This window comes from Pantoea sp. PNA 14-12 (assembly GCF_004364735.1).
Taxonomy (GTDB): Bacteria; Pseudomonadota; Gammaproteobacteria; order Enterobacterales; family Enterobacteriaceae; genus Pantoea; species Pantoea stewartii.
The window spans coordinates 243,129-266,282 of sequence record NZ_SOAJ01000004.1; the positions used below are offsets into that span (position 1 = coordinate 243,129).

At 54.7% G+C, this 23,154-nt stretch carries 23 protein-coding genes and 1 riboswitch; of the genes, 11 read left to right on the plus strand and 12 right to left on the minus strand.

Translation table 11 applies throughout. From position 1 onward, the window contains the following. Positions 1-48 precede the first annotated feature (48 nt). The gene (gene hldE, locus C7434_RS15105) at positions 49-1,473 is read left to right on the plus strand and encodes a bifunctional D-glycero-beta-D-manno-heptose-7-phosphate kinase/D-glycero-beta-D-manno-heptose 1-phosphate adenylyltransferase HldE (RefSeq protein ID WP_133745619.1); all 1,425 of its coding nucleotides are present in this window, start codon (positions 49-51) and stop codon (positions 1,471-1,473) included. Positions 1,474-1,511: 38 nt separating this feature from the next. Here hldE and C7434_RS15110 read toward each other — a convergent pair whose 3' ends face one another. Next, on the minus strand, positions 1,512-1,850 hold the full coding sequence (locus C7434_RS15110) for an accessory factor UbiK family protein (protein ID WP_006118198.1): 339 nt from the start codon (positions 1,848-1,850) through the stop codon (positions 1,512-1,514). Between the two features lie 171 nt (positions 1,851-2,021). Next, positions 2,022-2,170, plus strand: a riboswitch (FMN riboswitch). A 110-nt stretch (positions 2,171-2,280) separates the two neighbouring features. Here C7434_RS15110 and ribB point away from each other — a divergent pair. Continuing rightward, positions 2,281-2,937 carry a 3,4-dihydroxy-2-butanone-4-phosphate synthase gene (gene ribB / locus C7434_RS15115; RefSeq protein ID WP_006118197.1) on the plus strand — a complete coding sequence of 219 codons (657 nt, stop codon included), beginning with the start codon at positions 2,281-2,283 and terminating at the stop codon, positions 2,935-2,937. Positions 2,938-3,119: 182 nt separating this feature from the next. Beyond that, positions 3,120-3,902, plus strand: a complete 783-nt coding sequence (gene ygiD / locus C7434_RS15120; RefSeq protein ID WP_133745620.1) for a 4,5-DOPA dioxygenase extradiol — start codon at positions 3,120-3,122, stop codon at positions 3,900-3,902. Between the two features lie 40 nt (positions 3,903-3,942). Here the strand turns inward: ygiD and C7434_RS15125 are convergent, their stop codons facing one another. The 3 genes from C7434_RS15125 to tolC form a co-directional block, all read right to left on the minus strand. Next, positions 3,943-5,103 (minus strand): glutathionylspermidine synthase family protein, encoded by a 1,161-nt coding sequence (locus tag C7434_RS15125; protein WP_006118195.1) that lies wholly within the window; start codon positions 5,101-5,103, stop codon positions 3,943-3,945. Positions 5,104-5,111: 8 nt separating this feature from the next. Further along, complete coding sequence (locus C7434_RS15130) at positions 5,112-5,780, minus strand: DUF1190 family protein (protein ID WP_033739822.1); 669 nt, start codon at positions 5,778-5,780, stop codon at positions 5,112-5,114. 142 nt (positions 5,781-5,922) lie between these two features. Then, on the minus strand, positions 5,923-7,395 hold the full coding sequence (gene tolC, locus C7434_RS15135) for an outer membrane channel protein TolC (RefSeq protein WP_006118193.1): 1,473 nt from the start codon (positions 7,393-7,395) through the stop codon (positions 5,923-5,925). A 211-nt stretch (positions 7,396-7,606) separates the two neighbouring features. Between tolC and nudF the strand changes: the two genes are divergently transcribed. The 5 genes from nudF to parE are packed head-to-tail and all read left to right on the plus strand — an operon-like array spanning position 7,607 to position 12,063. Continuing rightward, positions 7,607-8,242, plus strand: coding sequence for an ADP-ribose diphosphatase (gene nudF, locus C7434_RS15140; RefSeq protein WP_133745670.1), 636 nt, complete (start codon positions 7,607-7,609; stop codon positions 8,240-8,242). Then, positions 8,239-8,664: a DUF1249 family protein gene (locus C7434_RS15145; RefSeq protein ID WP_006118191.1), complete on the plus strand. Its 426-nt coding sequence runs from the start codon at positions 8,239-8,241 to the stop codon at positions 8,662-8,664. Before nudF ends, C7434_RS15145 begins: the two co-directional genes overlap by 4 nt. A 42-nt stretch (positions 8,665-8,706) precedes the next feature. Beyond that, positions 8,707-9,534, plus strand: coding sequence for a 3',5'-cyclic-AMP phosphodiesterase (gene cpdA, locus C7434_RS15150; RefSeq protein ID WP_033739819.1), 828 nt, complete (start codon positions 8,707-8,709; stop codon positions 9,532-9,534). Between the two features lie 3 nt (positions 9,535-9,537). After that, positions 9,538-10,119 carry an esterase YqiA gene (yqiA, locus tag C7434_RS15155; RefSeq protein ID WP_039342135.1) on the plus strand — a complete coding sequence of 194 codons (582 nt, stop codon included), beginning with the start codon at positions 9,538-9,540 and terminating at the stop codon, positions 10,117-10,119. A gap of 48 nt (positions 10,120-10,167) precedes the next feature. Further along, positions 10,168-12,063: a DNA topoisomerase IV subunit B gene (parE, locus tag C7434_RS15160; protein ID WP_006118187.1), complete on the plus strand. Its 1,896-nt coding sequence runs from the start codon at positions 10,168-10,170 to the stop codon at positions 12,061-12,063. Positions 12,064-12,128: 65 nt separating this feature from the next. Here the strand turns inward: parE and C7434_RS15165 are convergent, their stop codons facing one another. Next, positions 12,129-12,437 carry a putative quinol monooxygenase gene (locus C7434_RS15165; RefSeq protein WP_033739815.1) on the minus strand — a complete coding sequence of 103 codons (309 nt, stop codon included), beginning with the start codon at positions 12,435-12,437 and terminating at the stop codon, positions 12,129-12,131. 31 nt (positions 12,438-12,468) lie between these two features. Then, positions 12,469-13,050, minus strand: coding sequence for an NAD(P)H-dependent oxidoreductase (locus tag C7434_RS15170; RefSeq protein WP_033739814.1), 582 nt, complete (start codon positions 13,048-13,050; stop codon positions 12,469-12,471). Between the two features lie 157 nt (positions 13,051-13,207). On the opposite strand from C7434_RS15170, the gene C7434_RS15175 reads away from it, so the two are divergent. After that, positions 13,208-13,975, plus strand: a complete 768-nt coding sequence (locus C7434_RS15175; protein ID WP_133745671.1) for a transporter substrate-binding domain-containing protein — start codon at positions 13,208-13,210, stop codon at positions 13,973-13,975. 288 nt (positions 13,976-14,263) lie between these two features. Here the strand turns inward: C7434_RS15175 and C7434_RS15180 are convergent, their stop codons facing one another. The 6 genes from C7434_RS15180 to C7434_RS15205 all read right to left on the minus strand — a co-directional run bounded on the left by C7434_RS15180 (position 14,264) and on the right by C7434_RS15205 (position 19,561). After that, the gene (locus tag C7434_RS15180; RefSeq protein ID WP_006118185.1) at positions 14,264-15,124 is read right to left on the minus strand and encodes a ketose-bisphosphate aldolase; all 861 of its coding nucleotides are present in this window, start codon (positions 15,122-15,124) and stop codon (positions 14,264-14,266) included. 86 nt (positions 15,125-15,210) lie between these two features. After that, complete coding sequence (locus tag C7434_RS15185; RefSeq protein ID WP_133745621.1) at positions 15,211-16,062, minus strand: class II fructose-bisphosphate aldolase; 852 nt, start codon at positions 16,060-16,062, stop codon at positions 15,211-15,213. 9 nt (positions 16,063-16,071) lie between these two features. Then, positions 16,072-17,163, minus strand: a complete 1,092-nt coding sequence (locus C7434_RS15190; RefSeq protein WP_054633136.1) for a PTS fructose transporter subunit IIC — start codon at positions 17,161-17,163, stop codon at positions 16,072-16,074. Between the two features lie 11 nt (positions 17,164-17,174). Continuing rightward, positions 17,175-17,489, minus strand: a complete 315-nt coding sequence (locus C7434_RS15195; protein ID WP_133745622.1) for a fructose PTS transporter subunit IIB — start codon at positions 17,487-17,489, stop codon at positions 17,175-17,177. A gap of 20 nt (positions 17,490-17,509) precedes the next feature. After that, positions 17,510-17,980 (minus strand): fructose PTS transporter subunit IIA, encoded by a 471-nt coding sequence (locus C7434_RS15200; protein ID WP_133745623.1) that lies wholly within the window; start codon positions 17,978-17,980, stop codon positions 17,510-17,512. 18 nt (positions 17,981-17,998) lie between these two features. Then, complete coding sequence (locus tag C7434_RS15205) at positions 17,999-19,561, minus strand: transcription antiterminator (RefSeq protein ID WP_133745624.1); 1,563 nt, start codon at positions 19,559-19,561, stop codon at positions 17,999-18,001. A gap of 392 nt (positions 19,562-19,953) precedes the next feature. Between C7434_RS15205 and parC the strand changes: the two genes are divergently transcribed. Together parC and C7434_RS15215 are read left to right on the plus strand one after the other, a co-directional pair. Further along, positions 19,954-22,227: a DNA topoisomerase IV subunit A gene (gene parC, locus C7434_RS15210; RefSeq protein WP_133745625.1), complete on the plus strand. Its 2,274-nt coding sequence runs from the start codon at positions 19,954-19,956 to the stop codon at positions 22,225-22,227. Between the two features lie 45 nt (positions 22,228-22,272). Beyond that, on the plus strand, positions 22,273-23,010 hold the full coding sequence (locus C7434_RS15215) for a 1-acylglycerol-3-phosphate O-acyltransferase (protein WP_039342149.1): 738 nt from the start codon (positions 22,273-22,275) through the stop codon (positions 23,008-23,010). The last annotated feature ends 144 nt before the right edge of the window (positions 23,011-23,154 follow it).

Below are 23,154 nucleotides of genomic sequence, written 5' to 3' on the forward strand. Positions count from 1 at the left end.
TGTGCTATCATCCGCGCACTATTTTGAATGCAGTCTGGAGTGTCTGGAATGAAAGTTACTCTGCCCGCGTTCGGCCAGGCTTCGGTGCTGGTCGTTGGCGATGTCATGTTGGATCGTTACTGGTATGGCCCTACCAGCCGTATTTCCCCTGAAGCCCCGGTGCCGGTGGTGAAAGTGGAGACCGTTGAAGAACGCCCTGGCGGCGCCGCTAACGTGGCGATGAATATTGCTGCGCTGGGTGCCGGTTCACGGTTGATCGGGCTGACCGGTGAGGACGATGCGGCTCAGGTCCTGAGTAAAACGCTGAAGGACGTTCGTGTTGACTGCGATTTTGTCACGTTAAAAAGCCATCCGACGATCACCAAACTGCGTGTGCTGTCCCGCAACCAGCAGCTTATCCGCCTGGATTTTGAAGAAGGTTTTGAGCAGGTTGATGCCGCACCGATGCACGAAAAAATGCGCCAGTCGCTGGCCAGCAGTGGCGCGGTGGTGTTGTCGGATTACGGCAAAGGGGCGCTCGACAGCGTTCAGCAGATGATCACTCTGGCGCGTGAAGCCAGTGTGCCCGTCCTGATCGATCCGAAAGGCACCGATTTTGCCCGCTATCGCGGCGCGACGCTGCTGACGCCCAACCTGTCGGAATTTGAAGCTGTTGTCGGTAAATGCAGGACGGAGCAGGAAATTGTTGAACGCGGCATGAAACTGATTGCCGATTGCGACCTTTCCGCGCTGCTGGTCACGCGTTCTGAGAATGGCATGTCGCTGCTACAGCCGGGGAAAGCGCCGCTGCACTTGCCCACGCAGGCACAGGAAGTGTTTGACGTTACCGGCGCCGGGGATACGGTGATTGGTGTGCTTGCTGCTGCTCTGGCGGCGGGGGATTCGCTGGAAGAAGCCTGTTTCCTGGCCAACGCGGCAGCCGGTGTGGTGGTGGGTAAACTGGGAACCTCAACCGTCAGCATCGTGGAGCTCGAAAACGCCATTCATGCCCGTCCGGAGCGCGGTTTTGGCATCATGACCGAAGCGGAACTGAAAGAGGCCGTCGCTATGGCCCGTCAGCGCGGCGAAAAAGTGGTTATGACCAACGGCGTCTTCGACATTCTGCATGCCGGTCATGTTTCCTACCTCGCAAACGCCCGTAAACTGGGCGATCGCCTGATTGTGGCGGTAAACAGCGATGCGTCGACGAAACGTCTTAAAGGCGAAAGCCGTCCGGTGAATCCGCAGGAAAACCGGATGATCGTGCTGGGTGCGCTGGAAGCCGTAGACTGGGTCGTGCTGTTTGAAGAAGATACGCCGCAGCGTTTGATCGCCAGCATATTACCGGATTTACTGGTGAAAGGCGGGGATTACAAGCCGGAAGACATTGCAGGCAGTAAGGAAGTCTGGGCGAATGGCGGTGACGTGCGGGTGCTGAACTTTGAAGATGGCATTTCAACCACCAATATCATTAAAACCATTCGCGGCAACTGAGTCGTGATGGCGGGAGCCTGCGCTCCCGCCAGCCAGCATCACTCGCCGGATTTATCCGCAGGGTTCGCCGCCGGGACAATCGCCGGTGCCGGGCCTGGTGTGGTGGGCACCGCTGGTGCAGACGATGCGGTCCCGGTTCCTTTGCTTTCCAGCTGGGCCAGACGTTGTTCCAGCGCCGCCAGTTTTTCCCGCGTACGCAGTAAAACCTGAGTCTGTACATCAAACTCTTCACGGTTGACCAGATCCATGCGGGTCAGCTGGGCCTGCAGAGTCTGCCGTATTTTCTTTTCAACATCATCGCCAAATTCACGAACTCCCTTCGGCAGCGCGTCATGAACCTGACGGGCAATTTGTTCAATTTTTTTCGTGTCGATCATGATGATTTCCTGGTTACGGGTTGCTGTGGCAGCATTTTACCAACGCTAGAGTCACTTAAGTGTAATGCCTGAATTGAAAAGGTTAAACCTGAAATCCATAGCGCAAAAAAAGCTAAAGCAATAATGGCTTTGTGGATTGCTGCCCTGACGGGGAAACGTTATAGTTAAAACGCTTATTCTCAGGGCGGGGCGAAATTCCCCACCGGCGGTAAATCAGCCCAGGCTGAAAGCCCGCGAGCGCTTCGCCGTAATGGTGAAGGTCAGCAGATCCGGTGTAATTCCGGGGCCGACGGTTAAAGTCCGGATGGGAGAGGGTAACGACATCTGTCAGGCATTATGTCTGTTTTGCGTCATTGCTACGTCTTTACGACGTCACTCCTAAGCTTGCCCTGATTCTGGTAACCCAACACATTTATAAGGTTTTATTACCATGAATCAGACTCTACTTTCTGAATTTGGCACGCCGAAACAGCGTGTAGAACGTGCTATTGCAGCCTTACGCGAAGGCCGTGGTGTTATGGTTCTCGACGATGAGAATCGCGAAAACGAAGGTGACATGATTTTCGCCGCGGAAACCATGACCGTGGAGCAGATGGCGTTAACCATTCGTCACGGCAGCGGTATCGTTTGTCTGTGCCTGACTGAAGAGCGTCGCCAGCAACTGGCGCTGCCGATGATGGTGGAAAACAACACCAGCGCCTACGGCACCGGTTTCACCGTGACGATTGAAGCGGCAAAAGGCGTAACCACCGGCGTATCTGCTCAGGATCGTATTACCACTATCCGTGCCGCGATTGCCGATGACGCAAAACCTGAAGATTTAAACCGTCCGGGTCACGTCTTCCCGCTGCGTGCCCATGATGGCGGCGTTCTGACGCGCGGTGGCCACACCGAAGCCACTATCGATCTGGTGACGCTGGCAGGCTTCAAGCCCGCAGGCGTTCTGTGTGAACTGACCAACGACGACGGTTCCATGGCGCATGCGCCGGAAGTGATCGCGTTCGCGAAACAACACGCCATGCCCGTCGTCACCATCGAAGATTTGGTAGCCTACCGTCGCGAACACGAAACGCGTCAGGCCAGCTAGTTTTCGTCTTAATCAGGCCAGTTCTCTGGCCTGATCGTCTCGCCTTGTCCTGTCTGTGCGCTTCCTCAGTCCCTGCCATTTTTATTCAAAATTTCTGACAGAGAACATCATGCTTATCCGCGTGATCACGCCGGTAAAAAGCGTATCGTGGTGTTCACAGAATGAACACATCAAGGATCACTATGAGTCAGGTTCGCATGCCGGCGCTGTTTTTGGGACACGGCAGCCCAATGAATGCCTTAGAAGAAAACCGCTATACCGCAGCCTGGCGTAAAGCCGGTGAAACCCTGCCACGGCCACGTGCGATTCTGGCGGTTTCGGCTCACTGGTACACACAGGGAACTGCCGTAACGGCGATGGACAATCCACGCACTATTCACGATTTTGGCGGCTTTCCTCAGGCGCTTTTTGATACCCGTTATTCCGCGCCGGGCTCACCCGCACTGGCGGAAGAGATTGCGGAACAGTTATCCCCGGTGCCGGTTCATCTGGATCACGCATGGGGATTGGATCATGGCTCGTGGGGCGTGCTGATTAAGATGTATCCCGACGCAGATATCCCGGTCGTCCAGCTCAGTATCGACAGCGGCAAGCCCGCCGCCTGGCATTTCGGGATGGGAAGAAAGCTGTCTGCGCTGCGCGATCGCGGCGTGATGATCGTCGCCAGCGGTAACGTGGTGCACAACCTGCGTAAAGTTCTCTGGGGCGGCGGCGAAGCTTACAGTTGGGCGACGGGGTTCAATAACTTCGTGCGGGACAATCTGGCGGTGCAGGCCGAGGCGGACGCACATCCGTTGGTGAGTTTTATGCAGCATCCGGATGCGGCCTTATCCAACCCGACGCCGGAACACTTCCTGCCATTGCTGTATGTGCTGGGTTCCCGTCACGCAGATGAGCCAGTGACCGTTCCGGTGGAAGGTATGGAGATGGGCGCAATCAGTATGTTGTCGGTACAGGTCGGTTAACGCGTAAGACAGGCCAGCGAACTGGCCTGGAGATAAAAGGCTATTCAATAAAGGCGTGCGGATAGAAACGCGACAGATCCTGCGTGATCAACTCCCGATCTTCCCGCAGGCCAATACCGGCCGGTTGATCGTCGATGAGCCAACTGCCAATCAGCGTATAACTGTCACCAAATTTTGGCAGCGGATGGAACTGTTGCACAATCATGCCTTCTTCGCCGTATGGACCATCCACCCGGGCGATCTCTTTGCCGTTTTCCACGATACGAATGTTAGCGCCTTCGCGGGAGAACAGCGGTTTGACCACATACTTGTCCATAGGCGGCACGTCGTCTTCAGCAAACCAGGCAGGCAGCAGGTTGGGATGATTGGGAAACATCTGCCACAGCATTGGCAATAACGCTTTGTTTGACAGAATGCTTTTCCACGCGGGTTCAAGCCACCGCACGCCCGCATCCGCCAGCTTGGTCGAAAACATTTCGCGCAGCATAAATTCCCACGGGTAAAGCTTAAACAGATTACTGATCACCTGATCGTGCGGGTCAGTAAACTGGCCTTTCTCACCCAGCCCTATCTCATCAATATAGAGAAATTCGCTGGGTAAGCCGGCTTCCGTGGCGCAGTCCTGCAGGTATTGCACCGTGCCGCGATCTTCCTCGGTATCCCGGCAGCAGGCAAAGTGCAGCCAGTTAAAGCCGTGCTGCTGATGCAGCACCGTGAAGCGATCGATAAGCTTTTCCTGCAGGCTGTTAAACTGGTCGCTGCCAGGCGGCAACTGGCCCGCATTCAGCTGGTCTTCCAGCCACAGCCACTGGAAAAACGCCGCTTCATACAGCGAGGTCGGTGTATCGGCGTTGTTTTCCAGCAGTTTGGCATCGCCTCGGCCATCCCACGCCAGATCGAGACGGGAATAGAGTGAAGGCTGACGCTGATTCCACGAGTCGCGCACGAAGTCCCAGGTGTGCTTTGGAATACGGAAGCGGGTAAGCAGGGCTTCACTGTTTACCACTTTTTCCACCACCTGCAGACACATCTGATGAAGTTCGGCGGTCACCTCCTCCAGATAGTCGATTTGCGCCAGGGTAAACTGATAGTAAGCATCTTCGCACCAGTAGGGCTCACCGTGCATGGTGTGAAAACGAAAACCAAACTCTGTGGCTTTTTCCCGCCAGCCCGGACGCTCAGAAATCGCGATACGTTGCATAAACGGTATTAGCCTCCCAGCGAACGGCTGGAGGTGCCGGAAGCACTGCTGCGCTGCATCGCGTTTTGTTTCGCAACCGTTTCGCCAAAACCACCACGTGTGATGGTGGAGGTGGTGGTCGGTTTCGGCGCCAGGGCAGTTTTGGGCACGTTCATGGTCTTACCTGGGGTGGCATTACCGTAGTTACGGCCAGAGGCATCCACGAACTGACCGTTTGCCGGACTGTTGGGGGTTTTCGGTGAGAACAACGGTTGTTGGGCAAAGCCCGCGCCACCGCCCATCATGCGCCCCATCATGTAGCCTGCCATTAACGGCATCCAGAAGCTGCCACTTTGCTGCGCTTCGGCATTCGTACTGCCTGTGCCCGCCTGTGCCGGTGCCTGCTGACACTGGTTTTCACCAAATTCGGCGACACAGTCTTCACGTGTCGCGTATTTTGGCGCGGTGCGTTCAGCTTCCTTTTTCGCGTTGTTAAACGCGGTGGTGCACTGCGCACTTTGTCCCGGATTGGCTTTTGAACAGTCGTCCGCGTTTTGATAAAGGGTGACGGTTTCGTCGTTTTGCTCACAACCTGCCAGCATAAATACCGCTGAAACAGCGATAGCAACAGGCGTTAAGTGTCTTGCTTGCCAGCTCTTACGAAAGGCGGCATAGCGGATCGTTTTAGTCCGTTTCATTATAAATATCCTGTGCCCAAAGGTAGTGCATAGAATAGGGGATGAGTGGTGAGAAATGAAGCTAACGGCCAGGCAGGACGGGGATCTTTACGTAGTTATACGTTTTGCAGAGAGGCGGGCCGCAAAGCAGCCCGCAACAGGCTTAGTGACTGAACGGATTACGGCTGCTCTTATGTGCGGCCTTATGTACGGGGGCCGGTGCTGGTGCCGTTTCGGAAGTGGAGATGTGATCTTCACCCAGCACCTGCTGTACATTTTGTGGCTGAACCGTTTCCGGCGAGGTTGAGATTTCTTTACCTAACTGACTGTTAAGCACACCCAAACTCTGCTCGTTCAGCGTGCCCAGGGCATAGCTGATATTCAACTGGTTAATCAGATAGCTGTAACGCGCATCCGACAACTGCTGCTTAGCGTTATAAAGCGTTGATGTCGCATTCAGCACGTCAACGATGGTACGGGTTCCCACCTGGTAACCGGCTTCCATCGCGTCTAATGAACTTTGCGCGGACACCACGGCTTGTTTGTAAGCGGCAATGCTACTTGCTGACGCATTGACGTTGTTGTAAGACGAGCGCACGGTCTGCACGGCTGAACGGTGCGCGGCTTCCAACTGCTCACTGGCGCTGACAAAGTTGTATTGCGCCTGTTTCACCTGCGAGGTCACGCTGCCACCGCTGTAAAGCGGCAGGGTAAAGCTCAGGCCCACTTTGTTGTTGCCGGTGATGGAATCTGTCGAGCTGGCATTTTGCTCAGCACGGCTTCCGCCGTATTTGCTGTTGGACAGGCCAGTCGAGGCGGTCAGATCCAGCGTCGGTAAATGGCCCGCCTCCGCTGAACGGATTTGCTCACGGGCTAAGTCCTGGTTCAGACGGGCAGAAAGCAGGTTCAGGTTGCGGCTTTCAGCCTGCTTAAGCAGCGAGTTAACCGCTTCAGGTTTAGTGGTTTTGAAGCGATCAATATCCAGCGACGCCAGCGCCAGGTAATCCATACCGGTAATCTGACGCAGAGACTCCACTGCGTTGTCCAGGTCATTACGCGCGGTCACTTCATTCGCCAGGACACTGTCGTACTGCGCGCGGGCGTTCTGCACGTCGGTGATGGCGACCAGGCCCACGTTGAAGCGCTGGGTCGTTTGATCCAGTTCGCGATAAATCGACATCTTCTGCGCTTCGACGTAAGAAAGCGTATCAATGGCTTTCAGCACATTGAAGTAGGCCGTCGCGGTGTTCAGAATCAGATCCTGCTGGGCGACCTGGTAGGTCACATCCTGAATACCGGCTGCTTTTTCCTGCAGCGTCAGCGCACGCCATTTTGACATATCGAAAATGGTTTGCGTCAATTGCAGCGAGCCACTGGTGGTATTGGAGTGAATACCGCTACTATCACGGTAGCCGTTTGCGTAGGTATAGTCTGCACCCAAACCCAGTTGGGGTAATAAAGGACTGCGCGCTTCGTTAATTTTCTCGAACGCCGCATCACGCGTCGCCGCAGAGCTACGCAGATCAGGGTTGCTTAAACGCGCTTGCTGGTAAACCTGAAGCAGGTTTTCCGCCTGGCTGGCGAAGCTGAAACCGCCCAGGCTCAGCCCAATAAAAAATGGGAGCAGTTTTTTCATTTGCATTCCTTTTGTTGCAGCAAATCGCAGTGACTGTGCCGCCTGTAAGCCAAAAATTATCGCAGATTCTAGCAGAGGGCAACTGTGAGATAAGGTGGCTGAACGTGCCATATTTGTGTGTTTCAGGTAAATAACTCAGTAATAACCCTTTGGATGGCATCTGGGCTTGTGTTTTATCTGTGTTATCCCAATCTGCATAAGGAACTTAATGATGAAGGACAATAAAACATCACCTGTGACTTTCACAAAAAATGATGTAGAAATTATTGCACGAGAAACCGCATACGAGGGTTTTTTTTCCATTGTGCGTTATCGCTTTCGTCATCGGTTGTTTAATGGCCAAATGAGCCGGGAAGTGACGCGTGAAGTTTTTGAGCGCGGTCATGCCGCTGTGCTGCTACCTTATGATCCCGTCCGTGATGAAGTGGTGCTGATTGAACAGATCCGCATCCCGGCTTTCGATTGCAGTCCCACGCCCTGGCTGCTGGAAATGGTGGCAGGCATTATTGAACCGGGTGAAACCCCGGAGCAGGTGGTGCGCCGTGAAGCCGTCGAAGAAGCGGATCTGACGGTTGGCTGGGTCAAACCGGTGCTGAACTACCTGGCCAGTCCCGGCGGCACCAGCGAACGGTTATCGGTAATGGTCGGAGAAGTGGATGCCAGCCAGGCAAAAGGATGCCATGGTCTGGAGGAAGAGAATGAGGATATTCTTGTCCATGTGGTCAGTCGTGAACAGGCTTACCACTGGGTGGAACAGGGGATTATTGATAACGCGGCATCTGTCATCGCCTTGCAATGGCTGGCACTGCACCATAAAAAACTTCGAGAAGAGTGGACGCAAAAATGAAACAGCGCTATATCCCTGATTTCCCCGAGATGATGAGGCTGTGCGAAACCAATTTCGCCCAGTTACGTCGTCTGCTACCACGTGATGACGCAGCAGGCGCATCGGTGATCTATCAGGTGAGTGGCGCCCGCTACCAGGTAACCGTTGAAGAATCAACGCGTTATACTACCCTGGTCGATATCCGTCAGACGGCCCCAGCCGTAAGTTACTGGAGCCTGCCGTCAATGTCTGTCAGGCTGTATCATGACGCGATGGTGGCTGAAGTGTGTTCGACACAGCAGATCTATCGGTTCAAAGCACGTTATGATTATCCGAATAAAAAAATGAATCAGCGTGATGAGAAGCATCAAATCAATCAGTTTCTTGCTGACTGGTTACGTTATTGCCTGACGCACGGCGCGATGGCAGTACCGGTTTGCTGATGCGTATAATGCACTGAATGGCGTAGAGACGAAGGAAACGCTTTGGATAGCCTGCTAACTCTTCCTGCGACAACAGAATCTGAGGTTCGGATTCTGCAAGTAACGGACACGCATTTGTTCGCAGGAAAACACGAATCCCTGCTGGGGGTGAATACCTGGGCCAGTTATGACGCGGTACTGGATGCGATCATCGCGCAGCAGCGTGATTATGATCTTATCGTTGCCACCGGCGATCTCTCTCAGGATCACTCAGTCGAAGCCTATCAGCATTTTGTTGAGGGCATTTCGCGCCTGCCTAAACCTTGCGTCTGGCTGCCGGGGAATCATGATTTTCAACCTGCGATGGTCGATACGCTGGCAGAGGCCGGCATTAACGCACACAAGCATGTGCTGTTAGGCGATCACTGGCAGGTTGTTCTGCTGGACAGCCAGGTCTTCGGCGTGCCCCATGGCATGTTAAGTGACTACCAGCTTGAGTGGCTGAATACCACGCTTGCCCGTTATCCGCAGCGCCATACGCTGGTGCTGTTGCACCATCATCCTTTAGCGTCGGGCTGCACCTGGCTTGATCAACACAGCCTGCGCAATCCGCATCAGTTAGACGCCGTGCTGCAGCACTATCCGCTGGCAAAAACGCTGGTCTGCGGCCATATTCATCAGGAAATGGATGTACCCTGGCAGGGCCGCCGTGTGCTGGCAACGCCGTCGACCTGCGTGCAGTTCAAACCGCACTGTACCAGCTTTACCATCGATACCGTTGCGCCCGGCTGGCGCTGGTTTACGCTGCACAATGACGGTCAGCTTGAGACCGAAGTCAACCGACTCACCACACAGGCTTTTCGCCCCGATCTGGATGCTGAAGGATATTAACGGATGAAGGCGCTGCTTTATCTGCACGGCTTTAACAGCTCACCGCGTTCAGCAAAAGCGACGTTGTTTAAACAGTGGCTGAGCCAGCATCATCCCGATATCGAGATGATTGTGCCGCAGTTGCCCACGTTTCCTGCGGATGCGGCAGCTATGCTGGAAGATATTGTGCTCAGCCACAGCGGACGACAGCTGGGCCTCGTCGGTTCTTCGCTGGGCGGCTACTACGCCACCTGGCTGTCACAATGTTTTATGCTGCCGGCGGTGGTGGTCAATCCCGCCGTTCGCCCGTTTGAGTTGCTGGTGGATTTTTTGGGTGAAAATCAGAATCCCTACACCGGTCAGCAATATGTGTTAGAGTCTCGCCACATTTACGATCTGAAAGTGATGCAGATTGATCCGCTGGAAGCGCCTGATTTATTGTGGTTGCTGCAACAAACCGGCGATGAAGTGCTCGACTACCGCCAGGCACTCGACTATTACAGCGCGTGCCGTCATACGGTTGAAGAGGGCGGAAATCATGCATTTACTGGATTCGAGCGCCATTTCCCGCAAATTCTGGACTTTCTGGGCCTGAATCACGCTTGAGCAACGTGGAAATCGCAACCATTTTCTTCATCTAATCAGACAGTTACCATGAGTCAATCAAGCTATAATGCGGGTGACATTGAGGTCCTGACTGGCCTTGAGCCGGTTCGCCGTCGCCCGGGAATGTATACCGATACGACGCGCCCTAACCACCTGGGTCAGGAAGTCATTGATAACAGCGTCGATGAGGCACTGGCGGGCCATGCCAAACGGGTAGAGGTGATTTTGCATGCCGATCAGTCGCTGGAAGTCATCGACGACGGGCGCGGCATGCCGGTGGACATCCACCCGGAAGAAGGCGTTCCGGCTGTTGAACTCATTTTGTGCCGGCTGCACGCGGGCGGTAAATTTTCCAATAAAAACTACCAGTTTTCCGGTGGCCTGCACGGCGTCGGGATTTCGGTGGTTAATGCCCTGTCCAAACGCGTTGAAGTGAATGTGCGCCGTAACGGCGAGATCTACACTATCGCCTTTGAAAATGGTGAAAAGGTGCAGGATCTGACCGTCACCGGCACGGTTGCCAAACGCAACACCGGCACTAGCGTCCATTTCTGGCCGGACGAACACTTCTTTGACAGCCCGCGTTTCTCGGTTTCCCGCTTATCTCACCTGCTGAAAGCGAAAGCCGTGTTGTGTCCGGGTGTCGAAATCGTCTTTAAAGACAAGCTCAACAATACCGAGCAGCGCTGGTGTTACGAAGATGGCCTGACAGATTATCTGTGTGAAGCCGTAAACGGCCTGCCGACGCTGCCGGAAAAACCGTTTGTGGGTGCCTTTGCAGGCGATATCGAAGCGGTGGACTGGGCGTTACTGTGGCTACCGGAAGGCGGTGAGCTGTTGACCGAAAGCTATGTGAACCTGATCCCGACCATGCAGGGTGGGACACACGTTAATGGTCTGCGCCAGGGCCTGCTGGACGCCATGCGTGAGTTTTGCGAATACCGCAATATCCTGCCGCGTGGCGTGAAGCTGTCCGCCGAGGATATCTGGGATCGCTGTGCCTATGTGCTGTCGGTCAAAATGCAGGATCCGCAGTTTGCCGGTCAAACCAAAGAGCGCTTATCTTCACGCCAGTGCGCCGCCTTCGTGTCAGCCGTGGTCAAAGATGCCTTCAGCCTGTGGCTGAATCAGAACGTGCAGGCGGCAGAACAGCTGGCAGAGCTGGCGATTTCCAGCGCCCAGCGCCGAATGCGCGCGGCGAAGAAGGTCGTGCGTAAAAAGCTGACCAGCGGCCCGGCGTTGCCTGGAAAACTGGCAGACTGTACAGCACAGGATCTGAATAAAACCGAACTGTTCCTGGTGGAAGGGGATTCGGCGGGCGGTTCAGCCAAGCAGGCACGCGACCGCGAATACCAGGCGATCATGCCGCTTAAAGGCAAGATCCTGAACACCTGGGAAGTCTCGTCGGATGAAGTGCTGGCCTCACAGGAGGTGCACGATATCTCTGTGGCGATCGGTATCGATCCCGACAGCGAAGATCTGACGCAGCTGCGCTACGGTAAGATCTGTATTCTCGCCGATGCCGACTCAGATGGGCTGCACATTGCCACGCTGCTCTGCGCGCTGTTCGTGAAGCACTTCCGCACGCTGGTGAAAAACGGCCACGTTTATGTAGCGATGCCGCCGCTTTATCGTATCGATCTGGGCAAAGAAGTCTATTACGCGCTGGATGAAGACGAGAAAGAGGGCGTACTGGAGCAGTTAAAGCGTAAGAAGGGCAAACCGAACGTTCAGCGCTTTAAAGGGCTGGGTGAAATGAACCCGCTTCAGTTACGTGAAACCACGCTCGATCCGAATACCCGCCGTCTGGTTCAGCTTACCGTCAGTGACGACGATATTGAGCAGACGCTGCGGACGATGGACATGCTGCTGGCGAAGAAGCGTTCTGAAGATCGCCGCAACTGGTTACAGGAAAAAGGCGACAAGGCCGATATCGAAGTCTGAGTCGGTTACCCGCTGCAAAAAGCCCCGGCCTGTACCGGGGCTTTTTCGTGTCAGCGTTGCAGAAATTACTGGCCGGGTTCCAGCACCAGAATTTTTACGTCTGTCACGTATTCTTTAATGGCAGCGCGATGGGCTTCCATATGCGGCATTTGCTGATGTTGGTCGAGATGACGCAAGGTTTCCCACTGCTCCAGCATGAAAATCGAATCGGGTGAGTTGTGTTTCCACGGCACCTGCGCCTGATGATCGACCAGCGCGCTGTACTGATGGCAGCCTTCTTCTTCCAGCACGGTGGGAATCACCTGATGAAACGCCTCCAGTACTTTCTGACGGTAGCCTGGCTTCACACAAATTTCAGCAACGACGGTTAACATTCACGTTTCCTCTTTCGGGGTGAAAGTTTATTTAAGCAAAAATTTCGCTGAGATGCGCCCGATAACGTGCAATATCCCGCGGCACATCAGGCTGCTTGATCACGTCGTTACAGATGAACGTCGGTAAGGCTTCCATTCCTAGGAACTGATTAGCCTTGTGAAAATGCAGGTACAGGCCATCCACGCCGACGCCTTCGAAGAATTGCTCAGGATCGGTAAAGGCTTCCAGCGGAGCGTTCCAGGTCAGGGAAAGCATATATTTTTTGCCCTGAAGCAGGCCGCCAGAACCGTATTTTTTCTCGCTGTCTGAACGTGTGCGACCATCACTGGCATACAGCTTGCCGTGGCCTTCCGTAAAGACTTCGTCAATATAACGTTTCACGGTCCAGGGTTCGCCCATCCACCAGCCTGGCATCTGATAAATCACGACATCGCTGTCGAGATATTTTTGGATCTCATCTGCCACAACATAGTCACTGTCGGCGACGGTAACGGTCACCTCATGACCCAGATCGCGCAACTGGCTGGCGGCCACGTCGGTCAGGGTATGATTCAGTTCACCTTTAGAATGGGCGAAAGTTTTACCACCATCGATAATTAAAATGTTGCTCATTAAGCGTGTCTCCCGTATGCGTTTATGGGGAGTAGCTTAGGCCGCGACGCGCGGGAGAAAAATGCGAGAATGATCACAACACTTTTGCGATTAGCGCAATAACCCGTAAGGTTATGTCACCATAACGGCGCAAACTCACCTCCGAAAAAAAAGAATGATGAAGAAAACACTCATAATGACTTTACTGCTGGTGGCTGGCGGTGCTCAGGCCCAGTCACGTCTGGACAGCGTGCTCAATACCAAAACCCTGAAAGTCTGTACGACCGGGGACTACAAGCCCTACAGCTTTCTGAAACCCGATGGCCACTATGAAGGGCTGGATATCAGCATGGCGGAGTCGCTGGCGGCGTCACTGGGAGCAAAAGTGCAATGGGTACCTGCCACCTGGAAAACCCTGATGCAGGACTTTTTAGCGAAACAGTGTGATATTGCACTGGGTGGCGTATCGGTTACGCTGAAGCGCCAGCAAACCGCCTGGTTTGCTCAGCCGCTTGGCGTGGACGGCAAAATTCCGCTGGTGCGCTGCGCGGATAAAACGAAGTATCAAACGGTTGACCAGCTAAATAAACCTGGCGTCCGGTTAATCGAACCCGCGGGCGGGACGAACGAAGCCTTTGTGCACAGTTATCTTCCTCAGGCGGCGTTAACGCTGTTTCACGATAACGTCACCATTTTCCAGCAGTTGGTGGATAACAAAGCCGATGTGATGATTACCGATGCCTCAGAGGCGCTGTATCAGCAAAAACGCTTTCCTTCCCTGTGCGCACTCAACCCGGATAAACCGCTTCAGTATGGCGAGAAGGCCTATATGCTTCCGCGTGATGATATGAGCTGGAAACAGTATGTCGATCAGTGGCTACACCTGAGCACGGCCACGGGAGAATATGCGAAGATTGCGCAGCAGTGGATGGGCGTGATGAAGTAATCATGTTTTGTGCGCTCAGTTTTTTTTGCAGCGGTGCACACGCCATCCGACAGGGTTTCTGAGCGGGCGTCCTCACGCCGCTGTCGCGGTTGCCTTCACGTCGCGCTTCAGCCTGACGGACCGACGGAGACGATACAGCCTGTACCGGCTCCGTCTTTTGCCCGCGTCCTGCAGGCAAATCCTGGCTTTATCGTTCTGTTCAGCGCTGCGGATTGCCTGCTTCGACTTTCTGTCAGATGGCTTTGAAACGCCACGGTGCGGTTATCTGAATCAAAAAAGCGAAGATGCTCAATACAACGACGCTTTACCCAGCCCACCAAACAAATTCATCTTGTAGCGAATGACCGCTTTTGCCGCCTCAATCGCTTCGGGATAAATTACGTTCGGATCCCACCAGGTTTCACGGGTTAACACTTCACGCACCTTCTGGAAATAGGCATATTTCATGTCGCTGGAGATGTTGATTTTACCCACGCCCAGCGTCACCGCCTCGGCCACTTCGGCATCGGGATTCGCCGAGCCGCCATGCAGCACCAGTGGAATGGAAACGCGCTGTGAAATGTCGCGCAGGATATGCATTTGCAACTCCGGTTTCATATCTTTGGGATAGATACCATGCGCGGTGCCGATGGCGACCGCTAAGGTATCCACGCCGGTTCGCTGCACAAAGTCTTCGGCCTGAGCCGGGTCGGTATAGATCACTTTGCTCACGCCGCCTTCCACGGTCGTCCCGGTATCGCCAATCGTCCCCAGTTCGCCCTCAACCGACACGCCCACCGCATGGGCCAGCTTCACCACCTCTTTCGTCAGCGCCACGTTTTCTTCATAAGGCAGCAGGGAACCGTCAATCATCACCGACGTGAAACCGCACTGAATAGCGCGCAGCACATGGGCCACCGATGCACCGTGATCCAGGTGCAGCGTAAACGGCACGCTGCTTTTCAGTGTGCGCTCCCGCACATAGCCAAAAAATGCATCGGTGACGAATTCCAGTTCACTGGGATGAATCGAAATAATGGCCGGGGTTTGAGTGGCTTCGGCTTCTTCCACGACCGCGCGGATAAAACAGCTGTCAGCGACATTGAAGGCGCCAATCGCAAAGCGATGTTGACGGGTGGGTCTTAACATCTCTTTCATAGAAATCAACATGTTAAATCTTCCTCAGCTTGTTTTATGACAAAGGGTTGCCCTGCGCTGACGTTCAGTGACGCGCACCGGGTTACAGCAGAAAGCCATCAGGCCTGGCGGGCGGAGCCAGACCAGCTCAGATAGTCACTGACGACTTCACAACAGGCGGACTCCATCAGGGCGAGTAAGTCCGGCAGTTCGGTGGTGGGATGGCGTTTAAGCGCCTGGTGCAGCGCCTGTTTACCGGCTTCAAATACCGCCGCGCCAACGTTAATCTTGGCGACGCCGTGCTGACTGACGCGCCGAATATCGTCCGCTGGCGTGCCACTGCCGCCGTGAAGCGCCAGTGGGCGCGATGAGGCCGCGTGCAGGTCTGCCAGACGCTGGAAATCGATTGTCGGCTGTACCCCAGCGGGATAAAGCCCATGCGCGGTGCCAACCGAAACCGCGAGCAGATCGATATGGGTCTGCTCAAGAAACGGCAGGACATCCGCCACCTGGGTCATTTTGACCGCCGCGTCGGCCAGCGCGTAGGTGGGCGCATCGGCGATATGGCCCAGTTCACCTTCGACGCAAACCCCGGCGGTGTGGGCCATGTCGACCACGCGGGCCGTCTGACGAATATTTTCGGCCAGCGGCTCCGCCGAAGCATCGATCATCAGCCCGGTAAAGCCTGCGCGAAAGGCCTGGCCAATCAGCGGAAAGGCCTTGCCATGATCGAGCGCCAGCGCGATTGGTACGCTGGCCTCTGCCGCCAGCGCCTGCACCAGCGGCACCGCGATGGCTGGCGAAAAATGACGGCTATGGCCTTGATACACATTCAGTATCAGGGGCGCACGCTGCTGCTCCGCCGCCTTAACCGCCGCCCGGGCACTTTCCAGGTTGAAGCAGTTGATGGCCAGAACGGCATATTTTTTCTGCGCAGCCTGGCTTATCAGGTCGTTCATTGCCGCGTACATACTCACTCCTTATTCCAGTGTGAATTTAATGTCGTCGTCGCGAACGGTGTGATCTTCCACGTCGTCAAACTCTTCGTCGGCTTCAGTGACGGGCTTTTTCAGCAGCGAAAGCATGACGCCACAGATCGTGGTGCCGATACCGAGCGCCAGGCAGAACAACCCGGGTTTGGTGAACAGCGGTACGACAAACATGCCGCCGTGAGGCACTGGCGCTTCCACGCCCCAGACCATGATCAGGCCACCAGCAACGGCTGAGGCAACCACACAACTCCCGACGACCCGGAACAGATCGCGTGCGGCAATGGGGATCACACCTTCGGTGATCATGCAGATCCCCATCGGGAAGGCCGCTTTCAGAGCTTCTTTTTCCGCGCGGGTGTACTTATGGCGCGTGAGCAGCCAGGAGAGCGTGATGCCAAAGGGCGGGATCATCGAACCGGCAAATTTGACCGCTTCCGGCCCGTAAATGCCGTCCACCAGCATGCCATCCGCAAACAGCGACATGGTTTTATTGACCGGTCCGCCGAAGTCAAAGGTCGCCATCGCCCCCAGAATCGCCCCCATGATGAACTTAGAGCCACCCTGCATTGATTCCAGCAGGGCGATCAGCGCCTTTTGCAGCCAGACAATGGGCTGACCGATAAATGTCATCATGAGCAGCCCGGCAATGATGGTGCTCAGTACGGGCAAGACCATAATCGGCATCAGCCCCTGCATCGACTGTGGCAACCGGATACTGCGCCGCAGCAAAATCACCGTGTAACCCACCAGGAAGCCACCCAGGATGCCGCCGATAAAGCCGGTGCCAATCTGTCCGCAGATAAACCCGACGATCAAACCCGGCGCGAAGCCCGGCCTGTCGGCAATCGAGTAAGCGATAGCCGCACTGATCAACGGGACGATTAAGCCCATGCCCCAGCCACCGATCTGGTTCAGCATCCAGGCGATCGTACCGGGATGTTTACCCACATCGGGCCCGCCAATCACCTGACCCAGCGCAATGCAGATCCCGGCGGCGACAATCAGCGGGATCATCCAGGAGATCCCGGTTAACAGATGGCCTTTGATCGCTTGCCCGTACTGGCTTTTGTTAGCGTTCATTGTGGATCTCCTCAGGCACGCGCCAGTGAATCCGCCACTTTTTCCAGAAACTTGATGGGCGACTTGATCACCACTTCGGTTTTCACCCGCACGATCGGTTTGCCCCGAAAACGTTCCTCGCCGGTGATCTTCACGTCCACCGCCAGGATCACCACGTCGGCTGCCGCTATCGTTTCGGCATCCAGGGTGTTTTCTGTCCCGATGGTGCCCTGCGTTTCCACATGGATGGTGTGGCCAAGGGCGTGAGCGCCTTTGATCATTTTTTCACGCGCAATGTAGGTATGCGCGATGCCCGCCGTACAGGCGGCAACACAGACAATGTTCATGATTACCTCGGACTCCAGGGTTAACAGAGGTCGGTTTCGGCGTACTGACTAAACAGCCGAATGATTTCGCTGGGATCGTTTTCCACCAGCAGTTGCGCAATCACCTCATCATCGGCCAGCGCACTGGCCACCTGTGACAGCAGGCGAATATGGGTCGTATTTTGATCTTCCAGCCGCACGGCAAACAGGATGATGCAGCGCACCTTGCTGCCATCCAGCGTCTCCCAGGGGATATCCTGCTGGCTGCGCCCGATGGCCAGCGTGGTTTGCTTAACGGCAGAGGACTTACCGTGAGGAATGGCGATATGATTCTCAAACCCGGTCGATCCCTCCGCCTCGCGTAGCCAGACATCGCGGATAAAGGCCTCTTTATCGCTAATGACACCGTCACTGAACAGCAACTCCGTCAGTTCGATAATGGCCGCTTCTTTGCTGCTGGCCTGCAGATTGAGATTGACGCGGCATGGCGTGAGAATGCGAGAAATATCCATTAATCAGACCTCATTCAGTTAATGTTCTGCCAGTGCGCGCGTTGCGGCCTGTGGCAGTTGGCGACCAATCATGGCGTCCGTCACCCGGCGAATATCGTCGTCGTTAAAAAACGCAGTAACATACACGGTGGGCAAGGTGCTGATATCGAGATGAATGGTGGAGATGACCAGATCCACCGGCTCCTGCTGACAAAAGTCGTCCAGCGTGCTGGCCGAAATAACGCCCACGATAATCCAGTCCGGAAAGGCGCGCAGGATGCGACTTTTCAGCAAATGCGACGTGCCGACGCCGCTGGAACACACCAGCAAAATACGTTTATGGGCGATTTGCCGTTCAAGCGCGGCCTGAAAATGCACGCACAGATAACCGATCTCATCGTCAGCGATTGGCCCATAATGAAACCGCTCGGCCGTTACCTGCATGGCGCGTTGGGTCAGCGTGAAAATATCCTGTAATTCCGCTTTTATGTCATCGAGTAAGGGATTGCGAATCGTAATATGATATTTAAGCCGGTTAAGTAGCGGCTTAATATGGAATAGCAAACCTTCAAATAATAAAGAATCGGTCGACAGATCCTTTTGGATGAATGCGGAAAAGCAATGAATTAATTCGAGCGTAATATTGCGCGATGCTGCATTTGAAAAAGGAGAGTGCGATAGCATGTGGCTGCCGCGTTCTTCGACTACAATGCCCGATGAAATAATATATTGATAAATAAATCCCACTTCATCCGCGGGCGCGGATTGCCCCAGCCGCTGTTCAATCTGTACTACCATCTGGCGGGCAATCTTCAGAATGCGGTTGTCCATTTCTGACGCGCTCAGAGCCAGCGGCAGGGACAAGGCTTTGCCCTGCGCCATACGGTGAATCATGATCAGAATATGGGTGGACAGATTGAGGTAATACGCATCGCTCAAAGGGTAGCCAAGCTGCTGCTCCATTTGCTGCAGTAAGCGCTGCACAAAGGCCACGTCCTCTTCGCCGAAATAGTGGATCAGCGCCTGATAACTGCCGGGGTCGAGCCGCGGCAGGGCCATATTGCTGCCCGTGTTATGCTGCATAACGTCGTTAATCAGCAAAACCATGGCCTGGCGCAGTGCCTGTTCGCTGCCTGCCACATGCGTGCCGCTCTGGCTACGGACCAGCTCCAGCGCCAGCGGTTGCAACCACTCTTCAATCACCTTGAGGTCATTAACAATCGAAGCGTGACTGATGAAATAACGTTCAGATAACTTACTGATCGAGGTTTCACGTGGCGCGTCTCGTAGCAACTGGGACAGGATTTTTACCCGCCGCGCATTGTTGCTTAAGCCCGCAGACCAGTTATCGTCGCTGGCAACATGCTGCTGCAAGCGCAGCCGCTGTTCATGATCGTATGTTTCCAGCGCCACACAGCGGCCAGGCAGCTTCACCAGTTGCGCCTGCCAGCCATGCAGCCAGGGTTCCAGACTTTGTAAATCGCGATAAATACTTTTTTCAGAAACGGTTAACTGTTGGGCTAATTGCGCTAACGCCAGCGGCGTGCCCGCCTGTAACAGTAATTTCAGTAATCGGTGTTGTCGTGAAGTCAGATTTTGCATTCAGTCACCTGTCTATTATTTCGTTAGCGGTGCTTAAGTGGCAATTCGTTAAATCCAACCAGGGCATAAAATAAAACCGGTATATGTCGCTGAAATTGAATTTAGGTGGTGAAAGAAAAAGCAACAATACTAAATGTTGTCCCGGGAACGGGACAGGATTAATACGCTATAAATAAGCTGATAATTAATTGCGAGGAAGGTCACAAACTATTAAAAATAAGCGCACGGGGATTTTTACCGGTGTGGTTTTTTCGGCGACCGGAAAACAGGGAAAAAAGAGTGACCAGCCCGCTCCAGGACTGTGACTAATACCCACGAATAAGGTACTATCCTCGCCAAACAACCGCCGGGTGATCCGCCGTTGCGGGTCACGATGTGAGGATGAGGACTTAATGAGCGAATTGACGCAGGATGGTGCAGAGCGTCTTGCCCTGCATACGTTTACTGAGAATGCGTACTTAAACTACTCCATGTACGTCATCATGGACCGTGCGTTGCCTTACATTGGCGACGGCCTGAAACCCGTCCAGCGCCGCATTGTATATGCCATGTCGGAGCTGGGGCTTAACGCTACCGCCAAATTTAAAAAATCGGCCCGTACCGTGGGTGACGTGCTGGGTAAATACCATCCTCATGGTGACAGCGCCTGTTACGAAGCCATGGTGTTGATGGCACAGCCGTTCTCCTACCGTTATCCGCTGGTCGATGGCCAGGGAAACTGGGGGGCACCTGACGATCCTAAATCTTTCGCCGCCATGCGTTATACCGAGTCTCGCCTGTCGAAGTATGCCGAAGTGCTGCTGGGTGAGCTGGGGCAGGGCACGGCAGACTGGGTGCCAAACTTTGACGGCACGATGCAGGAGCCGAAGATGTTGCCGGCGCGCCTGCCAAACATTCTGCTGAACGGCACTACTGGGATCGCGGTGGGCATGGCAACCGATATTCCGCCGCATAACCTGCGCGAAGTGGCGCAGGCCGCTATCGCCCTGATTGACGATCCGAAAACCAGCCTGGATGCGCTGCTGGAGATTGTGCAAGGGCCGGATTTCCCGACCGAAGCCGAAATCATTACGCCACGCGACGAGATTCGCAAAATCTATCAGAACGGGCGCGGCTCGATTCGCCAGCGTGCGGTGTGGAAAAAAGAGGACGGCGAGGTGGTGATCACCGCGCTGCCGCACCAGGTGTCCGGTGCCCGGGTACTGGAGCAGATTGCCAGCCAGATGCGCAATAAAAAGCTGCCAATGGTCGAGGATTTACGTGATGAGTCCGATCACGAAAACCCGACTCGCCTGGTGATTGTGCCCCGGTCAAACCGTGTCGATCTGGATCAGGTTATGAACCACCTGTTCGCCACGACCGATCTGGAAAAAAGCTACCGTATCAACCTGAATATGATCGGACTGGATAACCGTCCGGCCGTGAAAAACCTGCTGGAAATCCTGTCTGAATGGCTGGTGTTCCGTCGCGATACTGTTCGTCGCCGTCTGAATCATCGTTTAGAACGCGTGCTGCGCCGTCTGCATATCCTGGACGGTTTGCTGGTGGCCTTCCTTAATATTGATGAAGTCATTCACATCATCCGTACCGAGGACGAACCAAAGCCAGTGCTGATGTCGCGCTTTGAGATCAGTGAAACCCAGGCCGAAGCGATTCTTGAACTCAAGCTGCGCCATTTGGCGAAGCTGGAAGAGATGAAGATTCGCGGTGAGCAAAGCGAACTGGAAAAAGAGCGCGATCAGCTGCAGGCGACGCTGGCCTCTGAACGCAAAATGAATACGCTGCTGAAAAAAGAGCTGCAGGCAGACAGCAACAGTTTTGGTGATGATCGCCGTTCGCCTCTGCGTGAACGTGAGGAAGCCAAAGCGCTCAGCGAAACCGAGCTGGTTCCGTCTGAGCCGGTTACGATTGTTCTGTCGCAGATGGGCTGGGTGCGCAGCGCCAAAGGACATGATATTGACCCGGCGGGCCTGAGCTATAAAGCCGGTGACAGCTTCCTGGCGGCGGCACGCGGCAAGAGTAATCAGCCTGTGGCCTTTATCGATTCCACTGGCCGCAGCTATACGCTGGATCCCACCTCGCTGCCGTCGGCACGCGGGCAGGGCGAGCCACTGACCGGTAAACTGACGCCACCACCGGGTGCGGTTGTTGAACAGGTATTGATGGAGCCGGAAGAGCAGCGCCTGCTAATGGCTTCGGATGCCGGATATGGCTTTATCTGCACCTTCAACGATCTGATTTCGCGCAACCGTGCGGGCAAAGCGCTGCTGACCCTGCCGGAGAATGCGCGCGTCATTACGCCGATGGCTGTGCATCATGAAGACGACATGCTGTTAGCGATCACTCAGGCGGGCAGGATGTTGATGTTCCCGGTCGGCGAGTTGCCGCAAATGTCGAAAGGCAAGGGCAACAAGATTATCTCGATTCCGTCGGCAGATGCCGCAGCGGGCACGGATAAACTGGCCTGGCTCATGATTCTGCCACCAGGCAGCGCGATTACGCTGCACGTCGGTAAACGCAAGCTGTTGCTGCGCAGTGAAGAGTTGCAGAAATTCCGTGCCGATCGGGGTCGCCGTGGCACGCTGTTACCGCGCGGTCTGCAAAAAATTGATCGGGTCGAACTGGATGCCCCGGCACGTCCTGACAGCGCTGACAGCGACGCGTAATTCATCCGGCTGGTTCATCGCCAGCCGTGTTACATTGAGGAAGCTATGTTACTGATATTACGCACGATTATTGTGGTAATTTATTCGATTCTGGTCTGTGTATTTGGCTGCATCTGGTGTCTGTTCTCGCCGCGTAATCCGCGTCACGTCGCCACCTTTGGTCATCTGTTTGGCAAATTATCGACGCTGTTCGGTCTGAAGGTTGAACTTCGTCGCCCAGAGGGCGCGGATAATTACGGTAATGCGATTTATATCGCTAATCACCAGAACAACTACGATATGGTGACGGCCGCTAAAATTGTGCAGCCCACCACCGTGACCGTGGGGAAAAAAAGCCTGCTGTGGATACCGTTCTTTGGTCAGCTTTACTGGCTGACCGGTAATCTGCTGATTGACCGTGACAACCGGGCCAAAGCACACGGCACCATTGGCGAGTTGGTTGAGCAGTTCAATAAAAAACGGATTTCGTTCTGGATGTTTCCTGAAGGTACGCGCAGTCGCGGGCGGGGATTATTACCGTTTAAAACCGGTGCGTTTCACGCTGCGGTGGCGGCCGGCGTCCCGATCATTCCGATTGTGGTGTCCAATACGCACAATAAAATTAACCTCAACCGCCTGAAAAACGGCCTGGTGATTGTGGAAATGCTGCCGCCGGTAGACGTCAAACAATTTGAGTCGTCGTCTGTGCGCAAACTGGCTACCCACTGTCGTGAACTGATGGCGGCGAAGCTGGAAGAGCTTAACGCCGAAGTCGAAGAACGCGAAAAAAACGGTAAAATCTAACCGGCAAATCCGTTGTCGGACTATTCTGCATGGATGCCCCACGGCGAGTGACGTCCTGCGTCGCTCGCCGTGAAAGCAGCACAGCAATGACAGCAATAAAAACAGGGTTGGCGTTTCAGCGCCACGCGTAAAAGGTCTGAAATT

Bases quoted from the DNA above. Each gene is read 5' to 3' on its own strand.
- hldE (WP_133745619.1), top strand. From the start codon at position 49: ATGAAAGTTACTCTGCCCGCGTTCGGCCAGGCTTCGGTGCTGGTCGTT.
- C7434_RS15110 (WP_006118198.1), bottom strand. From the start codon at position 1,850: ATGATCGACACGAAAAAAATTGAACAAATTGCCCGTCAGGTTCATGAC.
- ribB (WP_006118197.1), top strand. From the start codon at position 2,281: ATGAATCAGACTCTACTTTCTGAATTTGGCACGCCGAAACAGCGTGTA.
- ygiD (WP_133745620.1), top strand. From the start codon at position 3,120: ATGAGTCAGGTTCGCATGCCGGCGCTGTTTTTGGGACACGGCAGCCCA.
- C7434_RS15125 (WP_006118195.1), bottom strand. From the start codon at position 5,103: ATGCAACGTATCGCGATTTCTGAGCGTCCGGGCTGGCGGGAAAAAGCC.
- C7434_RS15130 (WP_033739822.1), bottom strand. From the start codon at position 5,780: ATGAAACGGACTAAAACGATCCGCTATGCCGCCTTTCGTAAGAGCTGG.
- tolC (WP_006118193.1), bottom strand. From the start codon at position 7,395: ATGAAAAAACTGCTCCCATTTTTTATTGGGCTGAGCCTGGGCGGTTTC.
- nudF (WP_133745670.1), top strand. From the start codon at position 7,607: ATGAAGGACAATAAAACATCACCTGTGACTTTCACAAAAAATGATGTA.
- C7434_RS15145 (WP_006118191.1), top strand. From the start codon at position 8,239: ATGAAACAGCGCTATATCCCTGATTTCCCCGAGATGATGAGGCTGTGC.
- yqiA (WP_039342135.1), top strand. From the start codon at position 9,538: ATGAAGGCGCTGCTTTATCTGCACGGCTTTAACAGCTCACCGCGTTCA.
- parE (WP_006118187.1), top strand. From the start codon at position 10,168: ATGAGTCAATCAAGCTATAATGCGGGTGACATTGAGGTCCTGACTGGC.
- C7434_RS15165 (WP_033739815.1), bottom strand. From the start codon at position 12,437: ATGTTAACCGTCGTTGCTGAAATTTGTGTGAAGCCAGGCTACCGTCAG.
- C7434_RS15170 (WP_033739814.1), bottom strand. From the start codon at position 13,050: ATGAGCAACATTTTAATTATCGATGGTGGTAAAACTTTCGCCCATTCT.
- C7434_RS15175 (WP_133745671.1), top strand. From the start codon at position 13,208: ATGAAGAAAACACTCATAATGACTTTACTGCTGGTGGCTGGCGGTGCT.
- C7434_RS15180 (WP_006118185.1), bottom strand. From the start codon at position 15,124: ATGTTGATTTCTATGAAAGAGATGTTAAGACCCACCCGTCAACATCGC.
- C7434_RS15185 (WP_133745621.1), bottom strand. From the start codon at position 16,062: ATGTACGCGGCAATGAACGACCTGATAAGCCAGGCTGCGCAGAAAAAA.
- C7434_RS15190 (WP_054633136.1), bottom strand. From the start codon at position 17,163: ATGAACGCTAACAAAAGCCAGTACGGGCAAGCGATCAAAGGCCATCTG.
- C7434_RS15195 (WP_133745622.1), bottom strand. From the start codon at position 17,489: ATGAACATTGTCTGTGTTGCCGCCTGTACGGCGGGCATCGCGCATACC.
- C7434_RS15200 (WP_133745623.1), bottom strand. From the start codon at position 17,980: ATGGATATTTCTCGCATTCTCACGCCATGCCGCGTCAATCTCAATCTG.
- C7434_RS15205 (WP_133745624.1), bottom strand. From the start codon at position 19,561: ATGCAAAATCTGACTTCACGACAACACCGATTACTGAAATTACTGTTA.
- parC (WP_133745625.1), top strand. From the start codon at position 19,954: ATGAGCGAATTGACGCAGGATGGTGCAGAGCGTCTTGCCCTGCATACG.
- C7434_RS15215 (WP_039342149.1), top strand. From the start codon at position 22,273: ATGTTACTGATATTACGCACGATTATTGTGGTAATTTATTCGATTCTG.